A 21,537-nucleotide genomic window follows, 5' to 3' on the forward strand; every position below is an offset into this window, starting at 1 on the left:
CCATGCGACACCGCAAAACATACGGCTTCACGCTTATCGAGCTCATGATCACCGTGGCGATCGTCGGCATTCTTGCCGCGATCGCCTACCCGTCCTATCTCGACCAGGTCCGCAAATCGCGGCGTGCGGATGCACAGAGCGCCTTGCTCCAGGCCGCCAACCGCCAGGAGCGGTTGTACACGACGCAGTACAGCTATACCCAGAACCTAAGCGATCTTGGCATGGCGGCCGAAACCGAGAACGAGGCGTACACGCTCACGATCAATAGTGCGGACGCGAACGGCTTTCAGATATCCGCGAACGCCAAGGACGATCAGACCAACGACGACTGCACCACGCTTACGATCAACCAGCGTGGTGAGAAAACAGCGAATGGTACCGGCGTGGGCACGGCGATCAGTCAGGACTGCTGGTAACAGCGAAACACTCGGCGCCGGCCGCTGTAGACGGTTGTGAGCGCGTCATTTGGCGAGCGCTATACCGCACCTTCCGGGACGGCTCGAACCAATGTCCGCGAGCGGCCGTAGAGGCTACGCTGCTATTTGGCAGCCATAGGCGTCACCTGGCAGAACGTTTTACGCAACGGCCAGAACCGCCGTCTCGAAGTTGGCGCAGGCCAGAGAAGTGTCGCTAACCCGACGTATCGGGCGCTTCGGTCATCGCTGGCCGACGAGAATTCGGGACGTTGAGGAGGCGCCCGGAAGCACGCTTCGTGTACTACGGCGCGTCATGAAACGCGAGCATCGCTGAAATCGTCCGCAACGGACGATTGGGGCCAATATAGCGCGTAGCAGCCTCACGAGCCGCCGGCGACGCTCAGCGCCAACGGTTAGCTAGCCCCGGCGCGGGCGCAGCATATCAACGCCCATCAGGATGGCGCCGAGCACGATGGCACTATCGGCGACATTGAACGCCGGGTAATGCCAGCCGTAGATATGAAAATCGACGAAGTCGACCACATAGCCCCTTGCGGCGCGATCGATCGCATTGCCGAGCGCGCCGCCCATGATCAGGGCCAAGGAGGCAGCGACCAACCGCTCGCCGTGCGGATGCCGGCGCATCCACACCAGGATGCCGATCGCCACGATCACGCTCAGGCCAACGAAGAACCACGGCGTGGCCCCGGCAAAGATGCTGAACGCCGCACCCGTGTTGTGCATCAGGGTCAGGTTCAACCAGCTAAACAGCGGGATGCGATCGAACAGCTCGAGATTGTTTACCACCAGCTGTTTGGTGATCTGATCCACGGCAATCACCGCGGCCGATAGCCACAGCCAGTGCACGTTCTGCAGCTGAAAGCCGCGTTCGTCGGGCGTGGTGGTCTTGTCGGTGGATAGCGTCATGGGGATTTCGGCTCTTGCAGATGCGAGCGCACGCGCTCGACATCGCGATGCATCTGGGCGGTCAACGCCTCGAGCGAATCGTAGCGCTCTTCGGCACGAATGAACGCTTCGAAGGATACGTCAATCCGCTGGCCGTATAAATCGCCGTCGAAGTCGAGCACGAACACTTCCAGCAGCGGCTCACGGCCGTTCACCGTCGGGCGCACGCCAAAGCTCGCGGCCCCGGCCCGGCGCACGCCGTCAGCCATATAGACCCACACGGCGTAGACGCCGAAGCGCGGCGCGGGCTTGCGCGCGAGCCGAATATTCGCGGTCGGAAAACCCAGGGTGCGCCCGAGGCGCTCGCCGCGAACCACCCGCCCGCTCACCCAATAGGCATGGCCGAGCAGACGATTGGCCTGGTCCACGTCGCCCGCCGCGAGCGCATCGCGTACACGTGTGGAGCTGACCCGGGCGCCGTCGACCTGTACGTCGGGCAGCGGTGCGACCTCCATTTCACGGTCGTGGGCGAATGCGCGCAGGGTTTCGATATCGCCGGCCCGCTTCTGGCCAAAGCGAAAGTCCTCTCCAACCAACAGATAGTGTGCATTCAGGCGCGCCGAGAGCAGATCTTCCAGGAACGCATGCGGCGACATGCCGGCAAAGGCGGCGTCGAAGCGCGCCCAGGCAAAGATATCCACGCCCAGGGCCTGGGCCATGCGCATCTTTTCGCGCGGTGACGAGAGTCGTGCCGGTGCGCTTTCGGGCGCAAAGAACTCGCGCGGCATCGGCTCGAAGCTCATCAGTACGCTCGGCACACCCAACGTCTGCGCACGCTCGCGCAGCTGGCGCACGATGGCCTGATGACCTCGGTGGAGACCATCGAAGTTGCCGATCGTGAGCGCGCAGCCTGCGTCGAGCGCACCCATGCGGCGAACGTTACGAACGACACGCATGCTTAATCCGTTTCCCGGAGAATGAACTGGCGCGGGCGTACGCCGAGTAGCGCAAGCACAAGAAAATACACGCCAATGCCGGCACCGATCCATATCAGCAGCCATTCGACCCGGGCCAGCGCGCCGCGCGCAACCCAGACCGGCAGATCAGCCGCGCCGATCCAGAGCACACCGCCCATCGCGACACAGCCGATACCCACCTGCAGCATCAGACGCCCCCAGGCCGCGCTGGGCTTGTAAACGTCCGCCTGGCGCAGATAGCGATACAGCAGACCGGCGTTAATGAACGCACCCAGCGAGGTCGCCAGCGCCAGCCCCGCATGCGGCGCCGGCCAGCCCATATAGGTGAACAGCCCCACAAACGACAGGTTCATCACCATCGCGCCGATCAGCGATATCACCCCGCAACGCACGGGCGTGCGCGAATCTTCCCGCGAGAAAAACCCGGTGACCAGTACCTTGACCAACGAAAACCCCATGAATCCCAGCGCGTAGGCCATCAACGCATACTGACTCATCAGCGCGTCGTGACCATCGAACGAGTGATAATTGAACAACGTCGTAACCAGCGGCCCGGCGAGCACGAACATGCCCACCATCGCCGGCAGCCCCACCACGACCAGCAGCCGAAGCGCCCAGTCCAGCGTATCGGAAAACTCGCGTGCAGACTTGCTTGCATGACGTGCCGACAGGCTGGGCAGGATGACGGTCGCGATCGCGATCGAAAACACGCCGAGCGGGAATTCCATCAACCGATCGGCATAGTAGAGCCAGCTCACACTGCCCGCGGCCAGCAGTGAGGCAATGACGGTATCGAGCAGCAGATTGAGCTGCGCCACCGACGAACCAAACAAGATCGGCAGCATCAGCGACAGAATGCGGCGTACCTGCGGCTCCGACCAGCCCCAGCGCGGGCGCGGCAACCGGTCGATCTGCAGCAGGAACGGCACCTGAAACGCCAGCTGGACCACACCGGCGACGAGCACCCCCACGGCGAGCGCCATTTCCGGGCGCGCGAAATACGGCGCCAGGCCGACGGCCGCGCCGATCAGGCATACGTTGAGTAATACCGGCGTGAACGCAGGCACGCTGAAACGCCCGTACGTATTGAGAATGCCGCCCGCGAGCGCGGTCAGCGAAATGAACAGCAGGTAGGGAAAGGTGAATCGCAGCAGATCGACGGCAAGTTCGAACTGTTCCGGTTGCTGGGAAAAACCCGGCGCGAATAAGTAAATGAGTAGCGGTGCCGCGATCACACCCACCACGGTAATGCCGAACAGGATGAGCCCGAGCGTGCCGGCGACCACATCGATGAGATGCTGGACATCAGACCCGGTATCCCGGCTCTTGGTCGCCGACAGCACCGGCACGAACGACTGTGCGAAGGCGCCCTCGGCGAACAGCCGGCGCATGAAGTTGGGAATCTTGAAGGCAACCAGAAACGCGTCCATGCCCACGCCCGCGCCGAAGATCACCGCGAAGATCACGTCGCGCAGGAAGCCGAGCACGCGTGACAACAGCGTCATTACGCCGACCGTACTCGTGGATCGCGCTAGCGACGAAGCCATGGATATCCTAGGAATGCGCCAAAGTGCGGCGCACTATAGCCGGATTGCCGAATGCTGTGAAAGCGAGCCGTGACAGGGCGAGCGCTGCCGCGCGCAAACCCTCTCTATAACCGGCCGTTGCCGTTCTGCCACCCCGCTCTATTTGAAGGCGGGCAGCGCCATAGTTGACAAAAGCGCTGCGAATCATAATAATCGCGCGCCTGCCAACCTTACATTCAACGAATTCGAGGAGCCGCTCAGTGGCGAACTCTCCGCAAGCCCGCAAGCGCGCCGAACAGGCCGTTACCCGTCGTGAACGCAACATGGCGCAGCGCTCGCTCGTGCGCACCCACATCAAGAAGGTGCAGAAAGCCATCGCCGCCGGCAGCGAAGCCGACGCGCGCGCCGCTTTCCAGGCCGCGGTACCGATCATCGATCGCATGGCCGGCAAGGGCCAGATCCATCGCAACAAGGCCGCACGCCACAAGTCGCGCCTGAACGCTCAGATCAAGGCCTTGGCGAGCGCCTGATAAGACTCGACGGGCCACTTGGCCCTAACGAAAAAGCCCGCTACGTGCGGGCTTTTTTGTGGCTACAAGAATAACGCCGGCAGCGCTGTCTCGCAGCGAATAGCTTTGCGCTAGCCAGCCCGCGACAGCACCAGGTTGTTGCGATGGATGAACTCCGGCTCTCCGCCGTAACCCAGCAGCGCTTCGATCTGATCGCTCGATTGACCGGCAAGCTGGCGAACCTCGCGCGCATCGTAGTTGGCCAACCCCTGCGCGATTTCCTCGCCCTCGGGGCCGATACACGCGACCAGATCACCCCGTCGGAAATTGCCGTCCACAGCAGTGATACCGATCGGCAGCAGGCTGCGTCCGGCGCTGCGCAGCACCTTCACCGCGCCGGCGTCGAGATGAACCGCACCCCGCACCTGGCGCTGACCGGCAATCCAGTTCTTGCGGGCCGCACGGCGTGCACCCTGGCCGGGCGTGAGCAGCGTGCCGATCGACTCCCCGCCCATGATGCGCGCAAGCACATCCGGTGCCAGACCGTCGGCGATAATCGTCGCCGCCCCGGAATCGGCCGCCTGGCGTGCGGCGAGCACTTTCGTGCGCATGCCGCCCCGGCCCAGCGCGCCGCCCGTGCCGGCCGCGGCAGCCAGCAGGGCCGCGTCGTGGGCATCGCATTCAGCGATCCGCTGGGCATCCGGCGCCTGGCGCGGGTCCGCGTCGTAGACGCCGGACTGATCGGTGAGGATGATCAGCCCGTCGGCGTCGAGCAGGTTTACTGCCAGCGCCGCCATGGTGTCGTTATCGCCCACCCGTATTTCGTCGGTGGCGATCGCATCGTTTTCGTTGACGATCGGCACGACGCCCAGCCCCAGCAGCGTCATCAGCGTACTACGCGCATTGAGGTAGCGCCGGCGATCGGAAACATCCTCGTGCGTCAGCAGCACCTGCGCGGTACGCAGCCCGTGGGTTTCGAAACAGCGGGCATAGGCTTCCACCAGCCCGGCCTGGCCCACCGACGCCGCGGCCTGCACCGCGCTCAGACTCGAAGGGCGTTCACGCCAGCCCAGCCGGACCAGCCCTTCCGCCACCGCGCCGGATGAAACGAGTACCACCTGGCAGCCGGATTTCTGCAGCGCAGCGATCTGGGCTGCCCAGCCGGCCAGACGCTCGCGGTCGAGCCCGCGGCCATCCGCGGTGAGCAGCGCACTGCCGATCTTGACCACCCAGCGCCGCGCGCCGGCAAGGTCCTCACGAGTCGAAATCATCGCCTTCGCCGTCGCTATCGCTCACGTCGTCCTGCGATGCAGCGGGTTCCGATTCGCGCCGGGCCTGCTCGGCATCGAGATGATCCATGGCATCGCCCAGCAGCGTACGCAGCGTATCCGGCTTGACCGCCGAGACGGTATAAACCGGCCCCTCCCATTCCAGGGTCTGTACGATGCGATCGCGCAGGGAGGCGACTTCCTGTGCGTCGAGCACCTCGGTCTTGTTGAGTACCAGCCAGCGCGGGCGTTCGGCCAGCTGCGGGCTGAACCGGGCCAGCTCGTCGGCGATCATGCGCACGTTTTCGGCCACGTCGCCCTGTTCGAAATCGAGCAGATCGACCACGTGAAACAGCAGTCGCGTGCGCTGGATATGGCGCAGAAAGCGATGGCCCAGGCCCACGCCTTCGGCCGCGCCTTCGATCAGCCCCGGCAGATCGACGAGCGTAAAACTTCGGAGCGCGCCTACGCTTACCACGCCCACCTGCGGGTTCAGGGTCGTAAACGGATAATCGGCGATACGCGGGCGTGCGCCGGAGACGGCCGCGAGCAGCGTCGACTTGCCGGCATTGGGCATGCCGACCAGGCCCACGTCGGCGAGCAGCTTGAGCTCGAGGCGCAATTCGCGGATTTCGCCGGGCGTGCCGTCGGTGGTCTTGCGCGGCGCCTGGTTGGTACTCGACTTGAAGCGTGCGTTGCCGAGACCGTGGAAGCCGCCCTGGGCCACCAGCAGCGTATCCCCGTCATGGGTGAGATCGCCGATCAGCTCGCCGGTTTCGCGCGCATAGCACAGCGTGCCCACCGGCACCGGCAGATAGCGATCCTCGCCCTTGGAGCCGGTGCGGTTCTTGCCCGCACCGTTGCCACCACGCTCGGCTTTGAAAACGCGGCTCACGCGATAGTCGTAGAGCGTGTTCAGGTTGTGATCGGCCACCATGTAGACGCTGCCGCCATCACCGCCATCGCCGCCGTCCGGCCCACCGTGCGGGACGTATTTTTCGCGCCGAAAACTCAGGCAGCCATGGCCGCCATCGCCCGCCTCAACACGCAGATTGGCTTCATCGACGAACTTCATGCCGTACTCTCTTGGCTCGTGACCGCAAAGGAAGATGCGCGCTATGGTCGCACCGCCCGATTGTCGGACAAAAAAAAGCCCCGCGCTCGGCGAGGCCTTTTACGCGAGTTACGCGCTATTCGTTACTCGACAGCCTGAATCGAGACGAACTTGCGGTTACGCGGGCCCTTGACGGCGAAATTCACGATGCCATCAGCGTTGGCATACAGCGTGAAGTCGCGGCCGGTGCCCACGCCATCACCGGCATGGAACGTATTGCCGCGCTGACGCACGATGATGTTGCCGGCCTTGACCTTCTGGCCGCCGAATTTCTTTACGCCCAGGCGTTTCGATTCGGAATCGCGACCGTTGCGGGTACTGCCGCCTGCCTTTTTATGTGCCATGAGTGCTGTCCTCTAACCTGATCGGGTGAGCCGAGCGCTAAAGCGCCCGCAAATCGTCCGGCGCTTAAGCGCCCGGGATCGACTTGATCTTGAGCTGCGTGTAGTGCTGGCGATGGCCGTGGGTACGACGATACTTCTTGCGACGCTTGAACTTGATCACCTGGATCTTGTCGTGGCGCGCATGCGTCATCACCTCGGCGGAGACCGCCTTGCCATCGAGTACCGGCGTGCCGATCTGGACGTTGTCGCCGTCCGAAATCAAGAGCACGTCGCTCAGATCGATGGTGCTGCCGGCTTCAACATCCAGCTTTTCGACGCGCAGAATATCGCCTTCTGCCACTCTGTACTGCTTACCGCCGGTGCGTATAACCGCGTGCATGACCACTCCACATCGCGTAAAAACAAGGGCTGATGCCCGTTTGAAGAGCGCGAATGATACGTTTTCGAACGCCCCCGGTCAACGACTGAATACAGCGATCGCTGTTCTTGACAGCAAACGGGCGCGCGCCTAAGTTTGCCGCTGTTTTCTCAGCCCCTGTCCCATGAGTATTCAGCCGCTTCTCAAGCCGGTCGATGATGATATGCGCGCGGTCGACGCGCTCATACGCGCACGTTTGAATTCCGATGTCATTCTCATCAACACGCTGGGCGAATACATCATATCCAGCGGCGGCAAGCGGTTACGCCCCGCGCTGGTGCTCCTGGCGGCACGCGCGAGCGGATATACCGGCGAACAGCACCATCTGCTGGCCGCGATCATCGAATTCATCCATACCGCCACCCTGTTGCACGACGACGTGGTGGACGAATCCACCATGCGCCGCGGCCAGGAAACGGCGAACACGGTATGGGGCAACGACGCCAGCGTATTGACCGGCGACTTCCTCTACTCGCGCGCATTCCAGATGATGGTCGAACTGGAAAGCTTCGACGTCATGCGCGTGCTGGCCGATGCCACCAATCGCATCGCCGAGGGCGAAGTGCTCCAGCTGATGCATGCGCACAATCCCGACCTCGCCGAAGCCGACTATCTGGAAGTGGTGGATCGCAAGACCGCCAGCCTCTTTTCCGCCGGCTGCCGCCTCGCGGCACAGCTGGGCGGCTGCAGCGCCGAACAGCAGCAGGCCATGGCCGACTACGGCCGTCACCTCGGCGTGGCCTTTCAGGTCATCGACGACGCGCTCGACTACGGCCGCGGCGATGGTGGCTACGGCAAGAACGTCGGCGACGACCTCGCCGAAGGCAAGGCCACCCTGCCCGTAATCCGTGCCCTGGCCTGTCTCGACGCGGATCATGCCGCCCCCATTCGCACCGCGCTTCGCGACGGTAACCTCGATGCGATGAATTCAATCATGAAAGCGATTGAATCCACTCAAGCGATGGAATACACTTGCCGCCGCGCTGAGGAGGAGGCCGACAAGGCCATCGCCTCACTCGCCGCTTTCGAAGAGTCCGAAGCAAAGCAAGGACTCGTCGAGCTGGCCCGGTTCTCGGTCCAGCGACGACACTGATTCGGAGTATAGCTCAGCTTGGTAGAGCGCCACCTTCGGGAGGTGGAGGTCGTAGGTTCAAATCCTGCTACTCCGACCATACAAAGCAAGGGCTTAGGCGAATCGCCTAAGCCCTTTTATTTTGCCTAAGTATTGGATAAGTGCGGCCACACTAAAACGGGACGCCCACCTTTAGGCTCGTCGCGAACTCGTCTATTCGCGCATTAGCGATACTCGCCTTTTCTCTTGCATTGGCTAAAGCCTCTGATCGCTCTTCCGCGTCGTCGCTATTTTGCGCGATCTTTACGGCTGCTAGATAAGCGTTCACGTGGTCTTCTGCCGCCGCGAGCATGCCCGCAAAACCATCCCTGAGCGACTCGCCGAAATACAGTTCGACAAGCATCTCTAGTTCAAACAAAGGCGGCACCTCTCGGGCGGGGCGACCTTCCGGCGAGATACCCCTTTTAAGGGCGAAGGTGGCGTTCGCTAGCTGAAGATTTACATCGCGGCGTAGATGCAATGTCGCCAGGTACAGGCGCTCCAGCCTACTCCGCGCACGTTCCTTTAACTCGCGGTCAGCCTCGTGACTCAACTCAGAGTCAGACCTTTGGTTAGCAGCTCGAAGAGTTAGCCAAGTCGTCGCAAGCATCCCAACCACAGTGAGAAAGGAACTCAGCACCGTAACCATGCACCCCCCTAGAAACCATGACAGCTTGAGAAGTCTAGTACCGCGCTCATCTTCGGTGAAGCGCTACGGCCACTTAAGAATCACCGACCGCCGCATATCGGACACCGAAGCACGAGCCCACCCTCGCCCCGGAATAACGCCGGGTGCTGATAGCCGCACCCTGGACAGTCTTCATCAATCGCATCAACTGACGGGTGTTTATAGCGGGCTTCGATCAGGTCGGCCGTATCCCGATACGCCCTCACCAGCGCCCCCAGTAGCTCAACCTCGCTTGCCTCGCGCACGTACGGCCCGCGTTGCGCCAACGCCCGTCTACGCGCTTCTGCAGGCGCGCAAACCACGCCAGGCATACAAGATCGAAGTCGCGCCATAGGTAGACGCGCAGCTCGTCGTTAAGCGGTAGGCAGAGCTCGAGGGTCGGTCCACCTGGTTTGGGCATAGCCGATTCTGTACGTGCGCACAGTCCGCCACCACTAGCCGAAATGCGGCCCATGTGATCGTCGTCGACGATTCGCTTTCGCCGTCGCCTCTCGCTGCCTTTTAGCCCTGTCCCTCGCTTCGTCATTCGACGTAGCATCCAAGTGATAAGAAATCGGGACTTCGAACTGGATGCGACTCACCGATTCATCTGTCGAGCTCCTATCACCTTCTCCACCAACCGACAGAACGCTCGCTACTTTGAGCTTAGCCCCGCCCCCCATTGATTGTTCGTTGGTGGCGCGAACGGCGACATCAAACCGGAGCATAAAAGCCGAAGCATTGTAATCAGCGGTAGCAAGCAGATTTTCTTGCTGCGCCTTGATCGTTAACCTGGGTGAAACGGTGCCGTATTCGACCTTGTCTTGTGCTCGCTTCACCCCGTTCAGGACTTGTTCGATTGATGTCGCGACGAACTCTTCTAGATCCATTCGTTATATCTCCTCTATTCGGCGCACCAAGCCTGCCGGTGCCCGCCTTCATAAGGGCGGGCCAGCCCGCGCCGATGAGCATGTCGGACAGGTCGCGGCCGTCGACCATGATATCGGCCACGATCCTGAAATACTTCCCGCGGTCGATGTCATCGGGCCGGGTCTCGCGCGCGCTGCGCAGCTTGACGACGGTGAACTGCTTCGCCGCCCTCGCCTGGTCCTTTTCGGCTTGGCATTTGCCGCGCATTTCGGACGTATCCGCGCCGCGCAGCCGGATCGGCACGCGCTCGCCAATGATAGGCGGCCAGCCCGCAATATCGCCGCGGAATGTGTCGCCGTCGTAGATCGACGTCATGCGCTCGACGGTGGCGGTGCCGTAGCCGCTAGCCTGCGCGACTTGCAAAAACAAGCGCCAACGCTAAGGCTAGCGTGTACATGCCATACCCCTCCCGTCTCATACCTTTGCATCGGCTAGATCATCGAATGACATATGAATGAGCCTTTCGCCGCACTGGTCGGCGCGTTGGTCGTCGCAATTGGAACGGTCGGCGCTTCGGTTTATCAGACGTACTCGCACAATTCGAAAGAAAAAGATCGGCGAAAACGCGAACGTCTAGAAGAGCTTTACAAGCTCTGCGACCGCGTGAAAGAGATAGTCGAAGAAACGCACGATAGTATCCATGGTGTAAATCGCAATGAACGGGCGGTGAAGAAAACAGCGCACCAAGAGCTTGAACAAATTCGCATGCTAGTGCGCTTGTACTTCGATCGGTCGCTCGGCCCGCATTTCAACGCTCTTGAAACGGCCAATGGACAATGGTTAACAACGGTCGCATTCTGCTTTAACAACTACGATGAAGTAGACGTCAGCGCTTTAGGTGAAGACCTAACCGATAGCGAAGAGACGGCCCGCAACAGAATCAGGCGCACCGTTGCGAGGCTAAAGCATGCTATCGAGGACCTAATCCCAGAATAGCTACGCTATGGGTTCAAGAATCGCCGCATGATCTTCGCTCGGCTTCCCGACGCGTTTGTCTATCGGCCACGATTCGTAGCTCGAGTATCGACCGTCGAAAAGGATCTCGGACAAATGCGCCGGCTCGGTGTCCGGATCGATCCACGCCCGCAATGCCTCGGCGGTCAGCACCTGCGGCTGGCGATTGTGAATGTGCGCGATGTCGTCGTTAGGCTCGCCGGTCAGAATCGCGAAGGTGACCTCGCCGCTCGCTGGGTGATCGTCTGGCAGCTTCGCCGCCTTGCTCCAGATACCCGCGAAGAAAAACGGTTGGGCCTCGCTGGGCCGGATTGCGAACGGCTGTTTGCCGCCCTCGCCGCGCTGCCATTCAATCCAGTAGTCGGCCGCGACCAGACAGCGCTGGCGTTCGAAGGCCTTCACGAAGAGCTTTTTTCGGCGGCCGTCTCTGACCGGGCGTTGATCGGCGATAGCTTGGTATCGGTCGCCCAGTTCGGAATGAAGCCCCACCACGCGGGCCCGAGCGCAGCCTCGCCATTGTCCGGGTTCAACAGCCCCACGAGCTGGAACGTACCGGGCGGCCGGTTGTAGCTGGGCGAATCGTCTAAACGATTCGAAACCATCGCATCGATGATGCCTGCATAAGCTTCGGCCGCGGTGTATCTGCTGTAACGTCCGCACATTGCGCGGAGTATGCCTGAGATAACGGGCGAAGTTCAGGCGCCGCACGAGGCGCCAAATTGCCGCGCGTCGAAAACTATTCGGCAGGCCACCCTAGCCAGTTACTTGCAGTTTCGCGGTTGTCGCTTGCGTGATCGACCGCCCCGGAACTTAGTTGCCCCGCACACCATATGTGGGCTTTTTCCCACCTTCTCACCAATAAACGCGCATTCAAACTTTAAAAAAACGGCAAGATGCAAAGTCGACGATTAGTGGTTATTCGCTTCTATATCAGCGCTCCGGCCGACGGCTACTTATTCAGCCGGCGCGCGCCTTACCGGCGAGGCGTGTGACTGGCAACCGGGCGCTGTTGCGCCCGATTTAAGGCCAATCGCAGGCGTGGCTCTACGCGCCCGCCTGTTCTTCCATCATTTCGTCATAAGTTCGCGCCAGCTCGGTCTTTTCGTTGTCGCTGAGCACCTTGCCGGCGACCTGGAAGACTTCCTGTTCCTCTTCATCCAGGTGATGGGTGACGAGGTGCTGGAGTTTCTTGGCGGATGCCAGCCAACCGGGTGAGCTGTAGTCGGTCTGTTCCAGCGTTTCCACCAGTTCGTCGATTTCGTGGTGTTCGGCCACGCTATGGCGCGCTTTCTCCTGGGTCTGGTCGTATTCCATCAGCGGCACATAGAAGTGACGCTCTTCGGCCGCGGCGTGGTGGTGCAGCTCCGCCTTGAGGGCAGCGAACAGGCCTTCGCGCTTGTCCGTATCGCCGTGCGTGTCGGTCAACGCGTCGAGCAGACGGCGCTGTTTGTCGTGGCTTTCGCGTAGTGCCTGGAAAATGTTTTTCACTTTGAATCCTTGTATCTGTCTCGGTGGTCTTGACGGCGTTGATGGTACCTTGGCGGCATACGCCATAAAATCCTTGCTGTTGCAGTGAAGCCACCCTGCCGTGATTCGCGCGCCTGCCGATAACATGCACGGTGGATACGACCGATTTCGAGAACACCCTATGGCCACGAACAAGAACACGCTTGCCACGCCGGCATTGGGCGGCCTGGCACGCCAGCTCGTCGAGGACGGGCTGATCGATGCCGACAAGGCACGCGAGATACAGCAGCAGGCCTATCAGGAGGATGAGTCCTTTGTGGCCCGCGTGGTCAACAGCGGCGTGCTCTCGGCGGCGGTGCTGGCCAAGGCGGCCTGTGAAGAGTTCTCCATGCCGCTGCTCGATCTGCGCGCGGTCAACGCCGACCAGATGCCGATCAAGAAGGTACCGGAGAACCTGATCCGCAAGCACGGCGTGCTGCCGCTCTACCAGCGCGGCCGTAACCTGATGGTGGCGGTTGCCGACCCCACCAACCTGCAGGCCCTGGACGAATTCAAGTTCAGTACCGGCCTCAATATCGAGCCGATTCTGGTCGAGCAGGACAAGCTGGCCAAGGCGATCGGCAATGCCTTCAGCGCTATCGATAGCGCGATGGCCGGCCTGGACGACGTATCCCTCGACAGCATTCAGTTCGACGATACCGGCGAAACCCCCGATGCGCAGGCCGATGCCAGCCGCGTGGATTCCGACGACGCACCCGTGGTGCGTTTCGTGAACAAGGTCATGCTCGACGCGATCAACCGGGGCGCGTCGGATATTCATTTCGAGCCCTACGAAAAGAGCTATCGCGTACGCCTGCGCCAGGACGGCGTACTGCGCGAAGTCGCCGCCCCGCCAGCCGGGCTGGGCATGCGCCTGTCGGCCCGCCTGAAGGTCATGGCCCGACTCGACTTGGCCGAACGCCGGGTTCCTCAGGACGGGCGTATCAAACTCAACCTGAACAAGAACCGCGCCATCGACTTTCGTGTTTCGACCTGCCCGACCCTGCACGGCGAAAAAATCGTGCTGCGTATTCTCGATCCGACCAGCGCACAGATGGGGATCGAGGCCCTGGGTTACGAAAACGACCAGCGCGCGCTGTTCGAGGAAACCATTCACCGCCCCTACGGCATGGTGCTGGTCACCGGCCCGACCGGTAGCGGCAAGACCGTATCGCTGTACACGGCGTTGAACATGCTCAACACCGCGGATCGCAACATCTCGACTGCCGAGGACCCCGCCGAAATCAATCTGCCCGGCATCAACCAGGTCAACGTTCATCCGAAGGTGGGACTGACCTTCGCGAGCTGTCTGCGCGCCTTTCTGCGCCAGGATCCGGACGTGATCATGGTCGGCGAGATTCGTGATCTCGAAACCGCGGAAATCGCCATCAAGGCCGCGCAGACCGGCCATATGGTGCTCTCCACCCTGCATACCAACGATGCGCCGCAAACCCTCACCCGTCTGGTGAACATGGGCGTGCCGGCCTACAACATCGCCGCCTCGGTTTCGCTGATCATCGCCCAGCGCCTGGCGCGACGACTATGCCCCCAATGCAAGCTCGAGGCACAGATTCCGCGCGAGGAGCTCATCGCTGAAGGTTTTCGCGAGGACGAACTCGACCAGCTCGAGCTGTACGAAGCCAACCCCGACGGCTGCGATAACTGCACCAACGGCTACAAGGGCCGTATCGGCATCTATCAGGTGATGCCGGTCACCGACGAAATCGGCCAGATCATCATGGAAGGCGGCAACGCCGCCGATATCGAACGCCAGGCCACGCTCGACGGCGTGATCGACCTGCGCGAAGCCGGCCTGCAGAAAATGCGTGCCGGCCTGCTCAGCCTCGCCGAAGTCAACCGCGTAACCGTCGACTAGCCGCCCGACGGTAAGAACGGGGCCACGACAGGAGCCTGCTGCGCCTGGGGGCGTGCTCGCCTCAGTAGTTGGGCCAGATGCCGCGGGTGACCAACTCGAGCAAATGGCCGTCCGGATCGCGGAAATAAAGGCTCACCGCACCCTTTGGCCAACGGGTACGGCCTTCGATGGCGATATCGTGTGCGCCCAGGTGTTTCTCCCAAGCTGCCAGCGCCTCGTCTTCGATCGCGAAGGCCACGTGCTGCCGGCCTTCGCCGTCGTGCGGCGGGATGGTGCCCATATCGTCCGGCAGCTGCACGGTTTCCGTGGTCTCCCCCACCGCGAACAGCAACAGCATGTTCCAGTCCAGCGCGTAGGCGGTAAAGCGATGATCGGCCGTATGTGCGTCCAGCCCCATCACGGATTCGAAAAACGCCCGTGCGGCCGCCATGTCGCGGGTATAGAGCACCGTTTCGAGTACACCGTTGAGTTTTGGCATGGCTTAACCCGATGGGCCCGGCCCGCGCACGGTGGCGCGCACCGGGCAGTGTCTAATCGTCGTAGCCGCGATCGAGCGTATCGGTTTCGACCACGACAGCGTTTTCGAGGGTGACCTCGCGCAACAGCCGGCTGCTGCCGAAATTGAAGATCCACTGCTCGCGATACACCGGCACCACGCCGCGTCGGCGGAAATCATAAGTGCTCTGAGAACCACGCGTGCTCAACACATAGCCGCCGCTTTTCTGGGCGGGCTGGCCGCAGGCGACCAACAGTCGATACTTGCTCATGCCACGCGTGATGCTGGCCGGCTGACATTCAGACGGTCCCGCGGGCACACGAAATCCGTAGCCGTCCTCGCGAATGCGGTCGAGCCGCCCATCGCGGAATATCAGCACCTGAAGCAAACGCCCCGGCCCGCGGTTGTAGGTCCAGGCTTCCATATTGGGTACCGCGCCGTAGGCAATATCCACGCCGCCGATCCAGGGGTCGACGAAGTCGGGCTCGCCGCAGCTCGAACGCACGGCCGCGGCCGGATCGCCCTCCTGTACCAGCGAGCCACCGCAGCGCAGATTATCGGCGCGGGCCGGCGTAGCCAGCACACCGGCGGCGACGATCAGCGCGGTGGCCAGGACGAATGGCCGGAATAATCGGTTCGTGTTCATCAGCCGGGTCCCCGTACGTGGTAGCGCTGGCCGCGGTAGTTGAGCGTTGCCCCGCGGGCATCGATGCTCTCCACCGCGGGGCCGGCCACCAGACGCTCGCCCTCGTGGTAGCGCTGGCCGCCCACCAGAATGAAGCTGCGTCCCGGTACCGAACTGTACAAATGGCCGTTGATGGCCACATCGGGCGCCCCGGGCGGCGCCGTGTCGCTGACCGGGGCCGAGCGCGATTCATCCTCCACGTAATCAGCGTCGTCGTCCAGCGGCGTGGCCGAATAGGTGACTTGCCCCCGTGTCGCAGGCCGATCATCGGCCTGGGACGCCGGCGCAGACGTATCGAAGCGGCCGTCGTCAACGCGGGGCGTTGCCGGCGGCAAGGTCGGGCTCGAAGACGTATCCCGTGCCGGCATTGACGAGGCATCCTGGCCCGCCACCGCGGGCGAGGATGCTACATCGGCGGAATCCGCCGGCGGCGCGGGTGCAGCCGCAGTTGCGGATGCGCCATCGTCCAGCAAACGCCGCGGCTCGGTTTCGTCCGGCTGCGCCGGCCCGGTCCCGACCACCGGGCTGGGCTCGGCCACCGGCACCGACGGCGCCGATGCGCCCGTATTCTCGACGGTGGGGGCCGGCGCCACGAAAGCGTCCGACACCGCGGCCGGCAAGAAAAGATAGATTAGCAGCGCTGCATTACAGGCCACGAGTATGCCCACCAGCCAGCGCAGGGCCGTGCCGCCGGGGGTGGAGGCAGGGCCGCCGCCGGCCAGCGAACGCAGGTCAGCCCGTTGATTTTCGTGACGTTCGCGCTCGGCTTTTTTCAGCGCATCGACGAGATACGACACGGCCTACTCCTGTGCCACCGGGATCAACGCCGGCGAGCCCGGCGAAGGCACGGCGCCGTTGAGCATCATCTGCGTACGCGGGCCGGCGATTCCGTCCACCTTCAGATCATTGGCGGTCTGAAAGGTGCGCAGCCGGCGTTCGAGCGCGTCGTCATACACCGGCGACGCCGGCCCCAGCCGGGTTTCCGGGTTCTGGCCATCGATTCGGTCCAGGCGCTTGCGTAGCCATACCACCGCAGAGCCGACCGCACCGGGCTGAATCAGGCCGACACCGGAATCGGCCCGCCAGACCACCTCGAATTCGCCCGTCCATAGTTGTTTGAGCGCGGCCTGAGAGATACGCCGCGTGCCGTCACTGCCCACCAGCGTCGCGTCGCCTTCTTCGAGCGAGCTCAACAGCACCTTGTGGGTCCGTCCGTCGCGCTGAATGGTGAGCAGCGCCGGTCGGTTGTAACGCTTGATAATGGAAAAGTCGCCGGTGTCGGCCAGACAACGCAGATCGCCGATACGCAGGTTCGCACAGCCGCTGCGCACCTGGGCGCCGAACACGCCCCACAGCCGGAGCAGCTGGGTGATGGTGGCATCGCCGGTGGGCACGCCTTCGAGTGCCGCGGCATCCCGGGCACTCATGCCACCGCCGCTGTCGCTGCTGAGCTGGGTGTCGTCGTCTGCCGCCTCCGGCTGCGCGCCCTCGGCGGCGGTCGGCACGCCCGCCTGTTCCGCGGCCGCGGCCAACGCTTGCTCGCCCTCGGGCTCGGCGGCCTTCTCGCCGGCGTCCTGGCCTTCGGGCCCGTAGCTGTCGCCGCCGTGGCCGCGGTCCTCGGCCTCCGCATCGGCATCGGCCTGAACGGCTGGCGCGGCGCTCGCTTCTTGCGACACCGAATCATCCCTGGAGAGATGAGACGATTGCACCCACTCGGCCGCCCGACCGAGCTCCATGCCCGGATACCAGGCCAGCGCCCCGGCGAGCGCCAGCGCCGACAGACTCAGTGCCGGCACGGCCACGCGCAGCCAGCGCGACCTCCGTTCGCGCGGCAGTGTTTCTGCCGCCGCGCGCAGCACCATGGGTGCGCCGATACGCGCCCGCGAGTGTGCATAGCCGCCCATGAGCGCACGCTCGCAGACCATATTAATCAGCCGCGGGATACCGCCGGTAGTCTGGCGAATGGCCAGCAGCGCCGTACCCGTGAACAGGTGTTGCGAGCCGCCCGCCAGGCGCAGGCGATGCTGTACATAGGCCCGGGTTTCAGAATAGCCGAGCGGCTTGAGCTTAAAGCGTGCGGTAATGCGCTGAGAGAGCTGGCGCAGGTCGTGGCGTGCCAGCAGCTGTTCCAGCTCGGGCTGGCCTACGAGAATGATGCGCAGCAGCTTGTGCTTGTGTGTTTCCAGATTGGTGAGCAGGCGCAGCTGTTCGAGCACGCCGCGGCTGAGGTTCTGTGCCTCGTCGATGACCAGCACGGTACGCCGATTGTTGGCATGGGTGGCCAGCAGGTGTTGGTTGAGCCGATCCACCAGATCCTTCAGCGAGGTATCCCGGCGGGCGTCGTAGGGCGCACCCAACTCGTCACAGATGGTGGCCACGAACTCGCGCACTTCCAGATGCGGGTTCCAGCACAGGGCAATATCGAGGTCGGGCATGTCGTTTTCGACCAGCGCGCGGATGAGCGTGGTCTTGCCCGTACCCACTTCGCCGATCAGGGCGACAAAGCCGCTGTGCTCGCCCGCGCCATACAACAAGTGCCCGAGCGCCTCGCGGTGGCTGGCACTCAGGTACAGGAACGCCGGATCCGGGGTAACCGAAAACGGGTAGTCGTCAAAGCCGTAATAGCGCAGATACATGCGTAGAAAACAGGGAAGGCGGCAACCCGCCAAGTCTAACCTCCACCCGCGGCCGAGCAAACTGGCATGCGGCCAAGTGAAATTCGATGCATCACAACCGCAGACGCTTTCTGCTGGGGTAGACTTGCCCGCATGGCCGTTGAACTCTCACGCGACGCCCAGCGCTGGCTTGGCCGGCTGCCGGAAATCGTCAACATTTTGCTCGTGATTCTCATCGCGTTGTCGCTGGCGCGCCTGTTCTGGCTGGCCTGGCCCGCCGATGAAAACGAGCTCATGCCTACCACCACCACGCGTGCCGAGGCCGCGGCACAGGACAGTGCCGTGGACGTCGATACCATCGCCAGCGCCCATCTGTTTGGTGAACAGTCGGTCGCCGACCGCGCGGCCGAGCAGCGCGAGATCATCGACGCGCCGGAAACACGGCTCAATCTGGTGCTGACCGGCATCATTTCGGAAGCCAACGGCGATCGTTCGCGAGCGCTCATCAAGAGCGGGCGCAACGATCAGGACAGCTATGCCGTCGGCGGTGACATCGGTAACGGCGTGAAATTGCATGCGATCTATGCCAATCGCGTGATTCTGGATCGTAGCGGCCGCTACGAGACGCTGACGCTGGAAAGCGTGAAACAAGCTCGTAACATGACCGGCGTACAACGCACCCAGGCCGTCTCCAGCGAGCTGGCCGACGACCTCGGTGAAGTGCGCGAGCAGATCCTGGCAAACCCGGCCAATGCGCAGCGCTACATTCGCTTGCAGCCGGAGCGACAAAACGGCAACCTCGTCGGCTACCGGATCTATCCGGGGGCCGACCGAGGGCTTTTCGAAAAGGCCGGCCTGAAATCGGGGGAACTGGTCACCGCCGTTAACGGACAGCCGCTCGACAACCCGGCCGCGTCGCTCAAGCTGTTGAGCAACCTCGCGTCGGCGAGCAGCGCGTCCGTAACGCTCGAACGCGATGGCCAGCAACGTACCGTTACGGTGAATTTCTAGATGACAGCTATTGTTCTGCGCCGGTTCTGCCTGTTTGCACTTCTACTGCTTGCCGTAAGTCAGAGCGCGATGGCCCAGTCGGGCGCCAGTGGTTCGGGCGATGCGTTCACGCTCAACCTCAAGAACGCCGATATCACTACCCTGATCGCCACCGTCAGCGAGGTGACCGGCCGCAATTTCGTGGTAGACCCACGGGTCAAGGGCGATGTCACGGTTCTGTCGACCGAGCCGATGACCCCGGCCGAACTCTATGAAACCTTCCTGTCGGTGCTGGAAGTACACGGCTTCGCGGCGGTGCCTTCGGGCGAAATCACGAAGATCATCCCGCAGATCAACGCCAAGCAGGACGGCGGCTTCGGCCGGTCCGGCAGCTCGACCCGCGAAGATATCGTGACCCGGGTGATTTCGGTGTCCAACGTGCCGGCCGATCAGCTGGTGCCGATTCTGCGTCCGCTGGTGCCGCAATACGGCCATCTGGCGGCCTACTCGGCTTCCAATACGCTAATCATCTCCGACCGCGAAGCCAACGCCGAGCGCATCGCCGAGATCGTCAACAAGATCGATCGCAACGGCCTGCAGGATGTAGAGACGATCCGCCTGCAGTATGCGAGTGCGCCGGAAGTCGCCCGAGTGATCGACCAACTCAAGGCCGGCTCGAGCGGCAATGCGGCCGCGGTCAACTTCAGCGTGATCCCGGATGAGCGCACCAACAGCGTGATCATCAGCGGCGGGCGCAAGGAACGTCTGCGCCTGCGTGCCATCATCGCCGATCTGGACACGGCCACCGAACAGACCGGCGGCACCCAGGTCGTCTATCTCGACTACGCCGACGCCGAATCTCTGGCCCCCGTCCTGCAGAACTTCGCCAGCGGTAACGGCGCGACAGCGAGCAGTGCCAGCAACCCGACCTCGGCCAGCGGTAGCAACGCGGCCACGCGCTCGGCCGGCGGCGCGAGCGCCAACGGCGTCACCGTAATCGCCGAGCCGGCGTCCAATGCCCTCGTTGTGACGGCGCCGGCGGATATGATGCGCGAGATCAAGCAGGTCATTAATCAGCTGGATATCCGCCGCGGCCAGGTGCTGGTCGAAGCCATCATCGCGGAAGTCACGCTCTCGCGTTCTCGCCAGCTCGGCGTGAACGTGGCCGCGTTTGAAGACGGCGGACCGGCGGCGGCCAGCATTCTCGATCAGAGAACGCTGAATGTCGTGCCCTCGCTCGCGCTCGACGGCACGCCGCTCGATCTCGTCCAGCAGGGCATTAATCTCGGCTTGGGCACCATCAACGACAGCGGCACCAGTTTTGCGGTGCTCGTGAACGCCCTGTCCGGCAATACCAATACCAACGTGCTCTCCACGCCATCGCTGATTACCCGCGACAACGAGGAAGCCGAGATCAAGGTCGGCCAGGAAGTCCCGTTCGTGACCGGCAACTACACCAGCGGTACCACCGGCGGCGGTGCCACCAACGGCCTGACCAACCCCTTCCAGACCATCGAGCGCAAGGACGTGGGCCTGACGCTCGGCTTCACCCCGCAGATCAGCGCGGGCGATACGATTCAGCTGACCATCGACCAGGAAGTCTCGAGCATCGCCCAGGGCTCGAGCGCGACCGGCGCGGTGGACCTGATTACCAACAACCGCACGCTCACCACCTCCGTGGAGGTCGAGAACGGTCAGATCCTGGTGCTCGGCGGCCTGATCGACGACCAGGTGACTGAGACGGAACAGAAAGTGCCGGTGCTCGGCGATATCCCGATCCTCGGCGCGCTGTTCACCAATCGGTCCGTAACCAAGGACAAGCGCAACCTGCTGAACTTCATCCGCCCCACCATTCTTCGTGGCGGCGGCGAAGCCGATTACTTCACCCGTAAGAAGTACAACTATATTCGTTCGCTGCAGGAACAGCAGGCCGAAACCAGCATCCCGCTGATGGGTGAAGAACAGCGCCCGCAGCTACCGCCGATCGAAGACTATGATGACCGTGACTCGTTCTCGCGGGATTCGGGCGTGAGCAGCGATACAAGCAGCGTACGCGACAGCGAGCGTGGCAACGGCGGCGGAAAACGCCGCGGTGACGATTTCTAGGGCCGGTTAACACTCACGCCGATCGTCGCGTTGCCTTCCGGAAATTCGCCCGGCAAGGCGCGGGGAGAGATGTTTGGTGAGCCAAATGAACGACGAGCAACGCGGCATGGTAGATTTCTGGAC

General features: G+C 62.7%; 21 protein-coding genes, 1 tRNA gene and 1 pseudogene. 8 read left to right on the forward strand and 15 right to left on the reverse strand.

Annotated elements, in window-relative coordinates; all coding sequences use genetic code 11:
• Positions 1 to 2: 2 nt before the first annotated feature.
• Positions 3 to 416 (forward strand): type IV pilin protein, encoded by a 414-nt coding sequence (locus CMN27_RS11010; protein ID WP_293626422.1) that lies wholly within the window; start codon positions 3 to 5, stop codon positions 414 to 416.
• Between the two features lie 417 nt (positions 417 to 833).
• On the opposite strand, the gene lspA is transcribed toward CMN27_RS11010, so the two are convergent.
• From lspA to murJ, 3 genes are read right to left on the reverse strand one after another with little or no spacing between them, the layout of a single operon-like run.
• Complete coding sequence (gene lspA, locus CMN27_RS11015) at positions 834 to 1,343, reverse strand: signal peptidase II (RefSeq protein ID WP_293626423.1); 510 nt, start codon at positions 1,341 to 1,343, stop codon at positions 834 to 836.
• A complete protein-coding gene (locus CMN27_RS11020; protein ID WP_293626425.1) occupies positions 1,340 to 2,278 on the reverse strand; it encodes a bifunctional riboflavin kinase/FAD synthetase in 939 nt (312 codons plus the stop codon). The genes lspA and CMN27_RS11020 overlap by 4 nt, the downstream gene beginning before the upstream one ends.
• Positions 2,279 to 2,280: 2 nt before the next feature.
• Positions 2,281 to 3,846, reverse strand: a complete 1,566-nt coding sequence (gene murJ, locus CMN27_RS11025) for a murein biosynthesis integral membrane protein MurJ (RefSeq protein WP_293626426.1) — start codon at positions 3,844 to 3,846, stop codon at positions 2,281 to 2,283.
• 239 nt (positions 3,847 to 4,085) lie between these two features.
• Here murJ and rpsT point away from each other — a divergent pair, with 239 nt between their 5' ends.
• Complete coding sequence (rpsT, locus tag CMN27_RS11030; protein ID WP_293626427.1) at positions 4,086 to 4,355, forward strand: 30S ribosomal protein S20; 270 nt, start codon at positions 4,086 to 4,088, stop codon at positions 4,353 to 4,355.
• A gap of 110 nt (positions 4,356 to 4,465) precedes the next feature.
• Here the strand turns inward: rpsT and proB are convergent, their stop codons facing one another.
• From proB to rplU, 4 genes are all read right to left on the reverse strand, one after another.
• A complete protein-coding gene (gene proB / locus CMN27_RS11035; protein ID WP_293626428.1) occupies positions 4,466 to 5,605 on the reverse strand; it encodes a glutamate 5-kinase in 1,140 nt (379 codons plus the stop codon).
• Positions 5,589 to 6,677, reverse strand: coding sequence for an Obg family GTPase CgtA (gene cgtA, locus CMN27_RS11040; RefSeq protein ID WP_293626430.1), 1,089 nt, complete (start codon positions 6,675 to 6,677; stop codon positions 5,589 to 5,591). Before cgtA ends, proB begins: the two co-directional genes overlap by 17 nt.
• A 122-nt stretch (positions 6,678 to 6,799) precedes the next feature.
• Positions 6,800 to 7,060 carry a 50S ribosomal protein L27 gene (rpmA, locus tag CMN27_RS11045; RefSeq protein ID WP_293626432.1) on the reverse strand — a complete coding sequence of 87 codons (261 nt, stop codon included), beginning with the start codon at positions 7,058 to 7,060 and terminating at the stop codon, positions 6,800 to 6,802.
• A gap of 64 nt (positions 7,061 to 7,124) precedes the next feature.
• Positions 7,125 to 7,439: a 50S ribosomal protein L21 gene (rplU, locus tag CMN27_RS11050; RefSeq protein WP_293626433.1), complete on the reverse strand. Its 315-nt coding sequence runs from the start codon at positions 7,437 to 7,439 to the stop codon at positions 7,125 to 7,127.
• Positions 7,440 to 7,602: 163 nt separating this feature from the next.
• Here rplU and CMN27_RS11055 point away from each other — a divergent pair, with 163 nt between their 5' ends.
• Together CMN27_RS11055 and CMN27_RS11060 are read left to right on the forward strand one after the other, a co-directional pair.
• Entirely contained in the window at positions 7,603 to 8,571 is a 969-nt protein-coding gene (locus CMN27_RS11055) for a polyprenyl synthetase family protein (protein WP_293626434.1), read from the forward strand.
• A 2-nt stretch (positions 8,572 to 8,573) separates the two neighbouring features.
• Positions 8,574 to 8,650, forward strand: a tRNA-Pro gene (locus tag CMN27_RS11060).
• Between the two features lie 72 nt (positions 8,651 to 8,722).
• Here CMN27_RS11060 and CMN27_RS11065 read toward each other — a convergent pair.
• Positions 8,723 to 9,142 carry a hypothetical protein gene (locus CMN27_RS11065; protein WP_293626435.1) on the reverse strand — a complete coding sequence of 140 codons (420 nt, stop codon included), beginning with the start codon at positions 9,140 to 9,142 and terminating at the stop codon, positions 8,723 to 8,725.
• Between the two features lie 861 nt (positions 9,143 to 10,003).
• Positions 10,004 to 10,555 (reverse strand): thermonuclease family protein, encoded by a 552-nt coding sequence (locus CMN27_RS11070; protein ID WP_293626437.1) that lies wholly within the window; start codon positions 10,553 to 10,555, stop codon positions 10,004 to 10,006.
• An 81-nt stretch (positions 10,556 to 10,636) separates the two neighbouring features.
• Here CMN27_RS11070 and CMN27_RS11075 point away from each other — a divergent pair, with 81 nt between their 5' ends.
• Complete coding sequence (locus CMN27_RS11075; protein WP_293626438.1) at positions 10,637 to 11,122, forward strand: hypothetical protein; 486 nt, start codon at positions 10,637 to 10,639, stop codon at positions 11,120 to 11,122.
• Here the strand turns inward: CMN27_RS11075 and CMN27_RS17470 are convergent.
• Both CMN27_RS17470 and CMN27_RS11090 read right to left on the reverse strand, forming a co-directional pair.
• Positions 11,123 to 11,802 (reverse strand): annotated as a pseudogene (locus tag CMN27_RS17470) (SOS response-associated peptidase).
• Positions 11,803 to 12,184: 382 nt separating this feature from the next.
• Entirely contained in the window at positions 12,185 to 12,628 is a 444-nt protein-coding gene (locus tag CMN27_RS11090) for a hemerythrin domain-containing protein (protein WP_293626442.1), read from the reverse strand.
• 160 nt (positions 12,629 to 12,788) lie between these two features.
• Between CMN27_RS11090 and pilB the strand changes: the two genes are divergently transcribed.
• The gene (gene pilB / locus CMN27_RS11095; RefSeq protein WP_293626443.1) at positions 12,789 to 14,522 is read left to right on the forward strand and encodes a type IV-A pilus assembly ATPase PilB; all 1,734 of its coding nucleotides are present in this window, start codon (positions 12,789 to 12,791) and stop codon (positions 14,520 to 14,522) included.
• 61 nt (positions 14,523 to 14,583) lie between these two features.
• Here the strand turns inward: pilB and CMN27_RS11100 are convergent, their stop codons facing one another.
• The 4 genes from CMN27_RS11100 to CMN27_RS11115 are packed head-to-tail and all read right to left on the reverse strand — an operon-like array spanning position 14,584 to position 18,372.
• On the reverse strand, positions 14,584 to 15,000 hold the full coding sequence (locus tag CMN27_RS11100; protein WP_293626444.1) for a VOC family protein: 417 nt from the start codon (positions 14,998 to 15,000) through the stop codon (positions 14,584 to 14,586).
• Between the two features lie 52 nt (positions 15,001 to 15,052).
• A complete protein-coding gene (locus CMN27_RS11105; RefSeq protein WP_293626445.1) occupies positions 15,053 to 15,664 on the reverse strand; it encodes a DUF2845 domain-containing protein in 612 nt (203 codons plus the stop codon).
• Entirely contained in the window at positions 15,664 to 16,500 is an 837-nt protein-coding gene (locus CMN27_RS11110; RefSeq protein ID WP_293626447.1) for a general secretion pathway protein GspB, read from the reverse strand. Before CMN27_RS11110 ends, CMN27_RS11105 begins: the two co-directional genes overlap by 1 nt.
• A 3-nt stretch (positions 16,501 to 16,503) precedes the next feature.
• Positions 16,504 to 18,372 carry an ExeA family protein gene (locus CMN27_RS11115; protein ID WP_293626448.1) on the reverse strand — a complete coding sequence of 623 codons (1,869 nt, stop codon included), beginning with the start codon at positions 18,370 to 18,372 and terminating at the stop codon, positions 16,504 to 16,506.
• A gap of 99 nt (positions 18,373 to 18,471) precedes the next feature.
• On the opposite strand from CMN27_RS11115, the gene gspC reads away from it, so the two are divergent.
• Entirely contained in the window at positions 18,472 to 19,329 is an 858-nt protein-coding gene (gene gspC / locus CMN27_RS11120; protein WP_293626450.1) for a type II secretion system protein GspC, read from the forward strand.
• Entirely contained in the window at positions 19,330 to 21,414 is a 2,085-nt protein-coding gene (gene gspD / locus CMN27_RS11125) for a type II secretion system secretin GspD (protein ID WP_293626452.1), read from the forward strand. It begins immediately after the preceding gene.
• The last annotated feature ends 123 nt before the right edge of the window (positions 21,415 to 21,537 follow it).

This window comes from Salinisphaera sp. (assembly GCF_002729955.1).
GTDB lineage: Bacteria > Pseudomonadota > Gammaproteobacteria > Nevskiales > Salinisphaeraceae > Salinisphaera.

What these genes read in the sequence shown, in the direction of transcription:
- CMN27_RS11100 (WP_293626444.1), bottom strand. Translation starts at nt 15,000, where the DNA reads ATGCCAAAACTCAACGGTGTACTCGAAACGGTGCTCTATACCCGCGAC.
- cgtA (WP_293626430.1), bottom strand. Translation starts at nt 6,677, where the DNA reads ATGAAGTTCGTCGATGAAGCCAATCTGCGTGTTGAGGCGGGCGATGGC.
- CMN27_RS11010 (WP_293626422.1), top strand. Translation starts at nt 3, where the DNA reads ATGCGACACCGCAAAACATACGGCTTCACGCTTATCGAGCTCATGATC.
- pilB (WP_293626443.1), top strand. Translation starts at nt 12,789, where the DNA reads ATGGCCACGAACAAGAACACGCTTGCCACGCCGGCATTGGGCGGCCTG.
- gspC (WP_293626450.1), top strand. Translation starts at nt 18,472, where the DNA reads ATGGCCGTTGAACTCTCACGCGACGCCCAGCGCTGGCTTGGCCGGCTG.
- rplU (WP_293626433.1), bottom strand. Translation starts at nt 7,439, where the DNA reads ATGCACGCGGTTATACGCACCGGCGGTAAGCAGTACAGAGTGGCAGAA.
- lspA (WP_293626423.1), bottom strand. Translation starts at nt 1,343, where the DNA reads ATGACGCTATCCACCGACAAGACCACCACGCCCGACGAACGCGGCTTT.
- rpmA (WP_293626432.1), bottom strand. Translation starts at nt 7,060, where the DNA reads ATGGCACATAAAAAGGCAGGCGGCAGTACCCGCAACGGTCGCGATTCC.
- CMN27_RS11055 (WP_293626434.1), top strand. Translation starts at nt 7,603, where the DNA reads ATGAGTATTCAGCCGCTTCTCAAGCCGGTCGATGATGATATGCGCGCG.
- CMN27_RS11105 (WP_293626445.1), bottom strand. Translation starts at nt 15,664, where the DNA reads ATGAACACGAACCGATTATTCCGGCCATTCGTCCTGGCCACCGCGCTG.
- murJ (WP_293626426.1), bottom strand. Translation starts at nt 3,846, where the DNA reads ATGGCTTCGTCGCTAGCGCGATCCACGAGTACGGTCGGCGTAATGACG.
- proB (WP_293626428.1), bottom strand. Translation starts at nt 5,605, where the DNA reads ATGATTTCGACTCGTGAGGACCTTGCCGGCGCGCGGCGCTGGGTGGTC.
- gspD (WP_293626452.1), top strand. Translation starts at nt 19,330, where the DNA reads ATGACAGCTATTGTTCTGCGCCGGTTCTGCCTGTTTGCACTTCTACTG.
- CMN27_RS11075 (WP_293626438.1), top strand. Translation starts at nt 10,637, where the DNA reads ATGAATGAGCCTTTCGCCGCACTGGTCGGCGCGTTGGTCGTCGCAATT.
- CMN27_RS11020 (WP_293626425.1), bottom strand. Translation starts at nt 2,278, where the DNA reads ATGCGTGTCGTTCGTAACGTTCGCCGCATGGGTGCGCTCGACGCAGGC.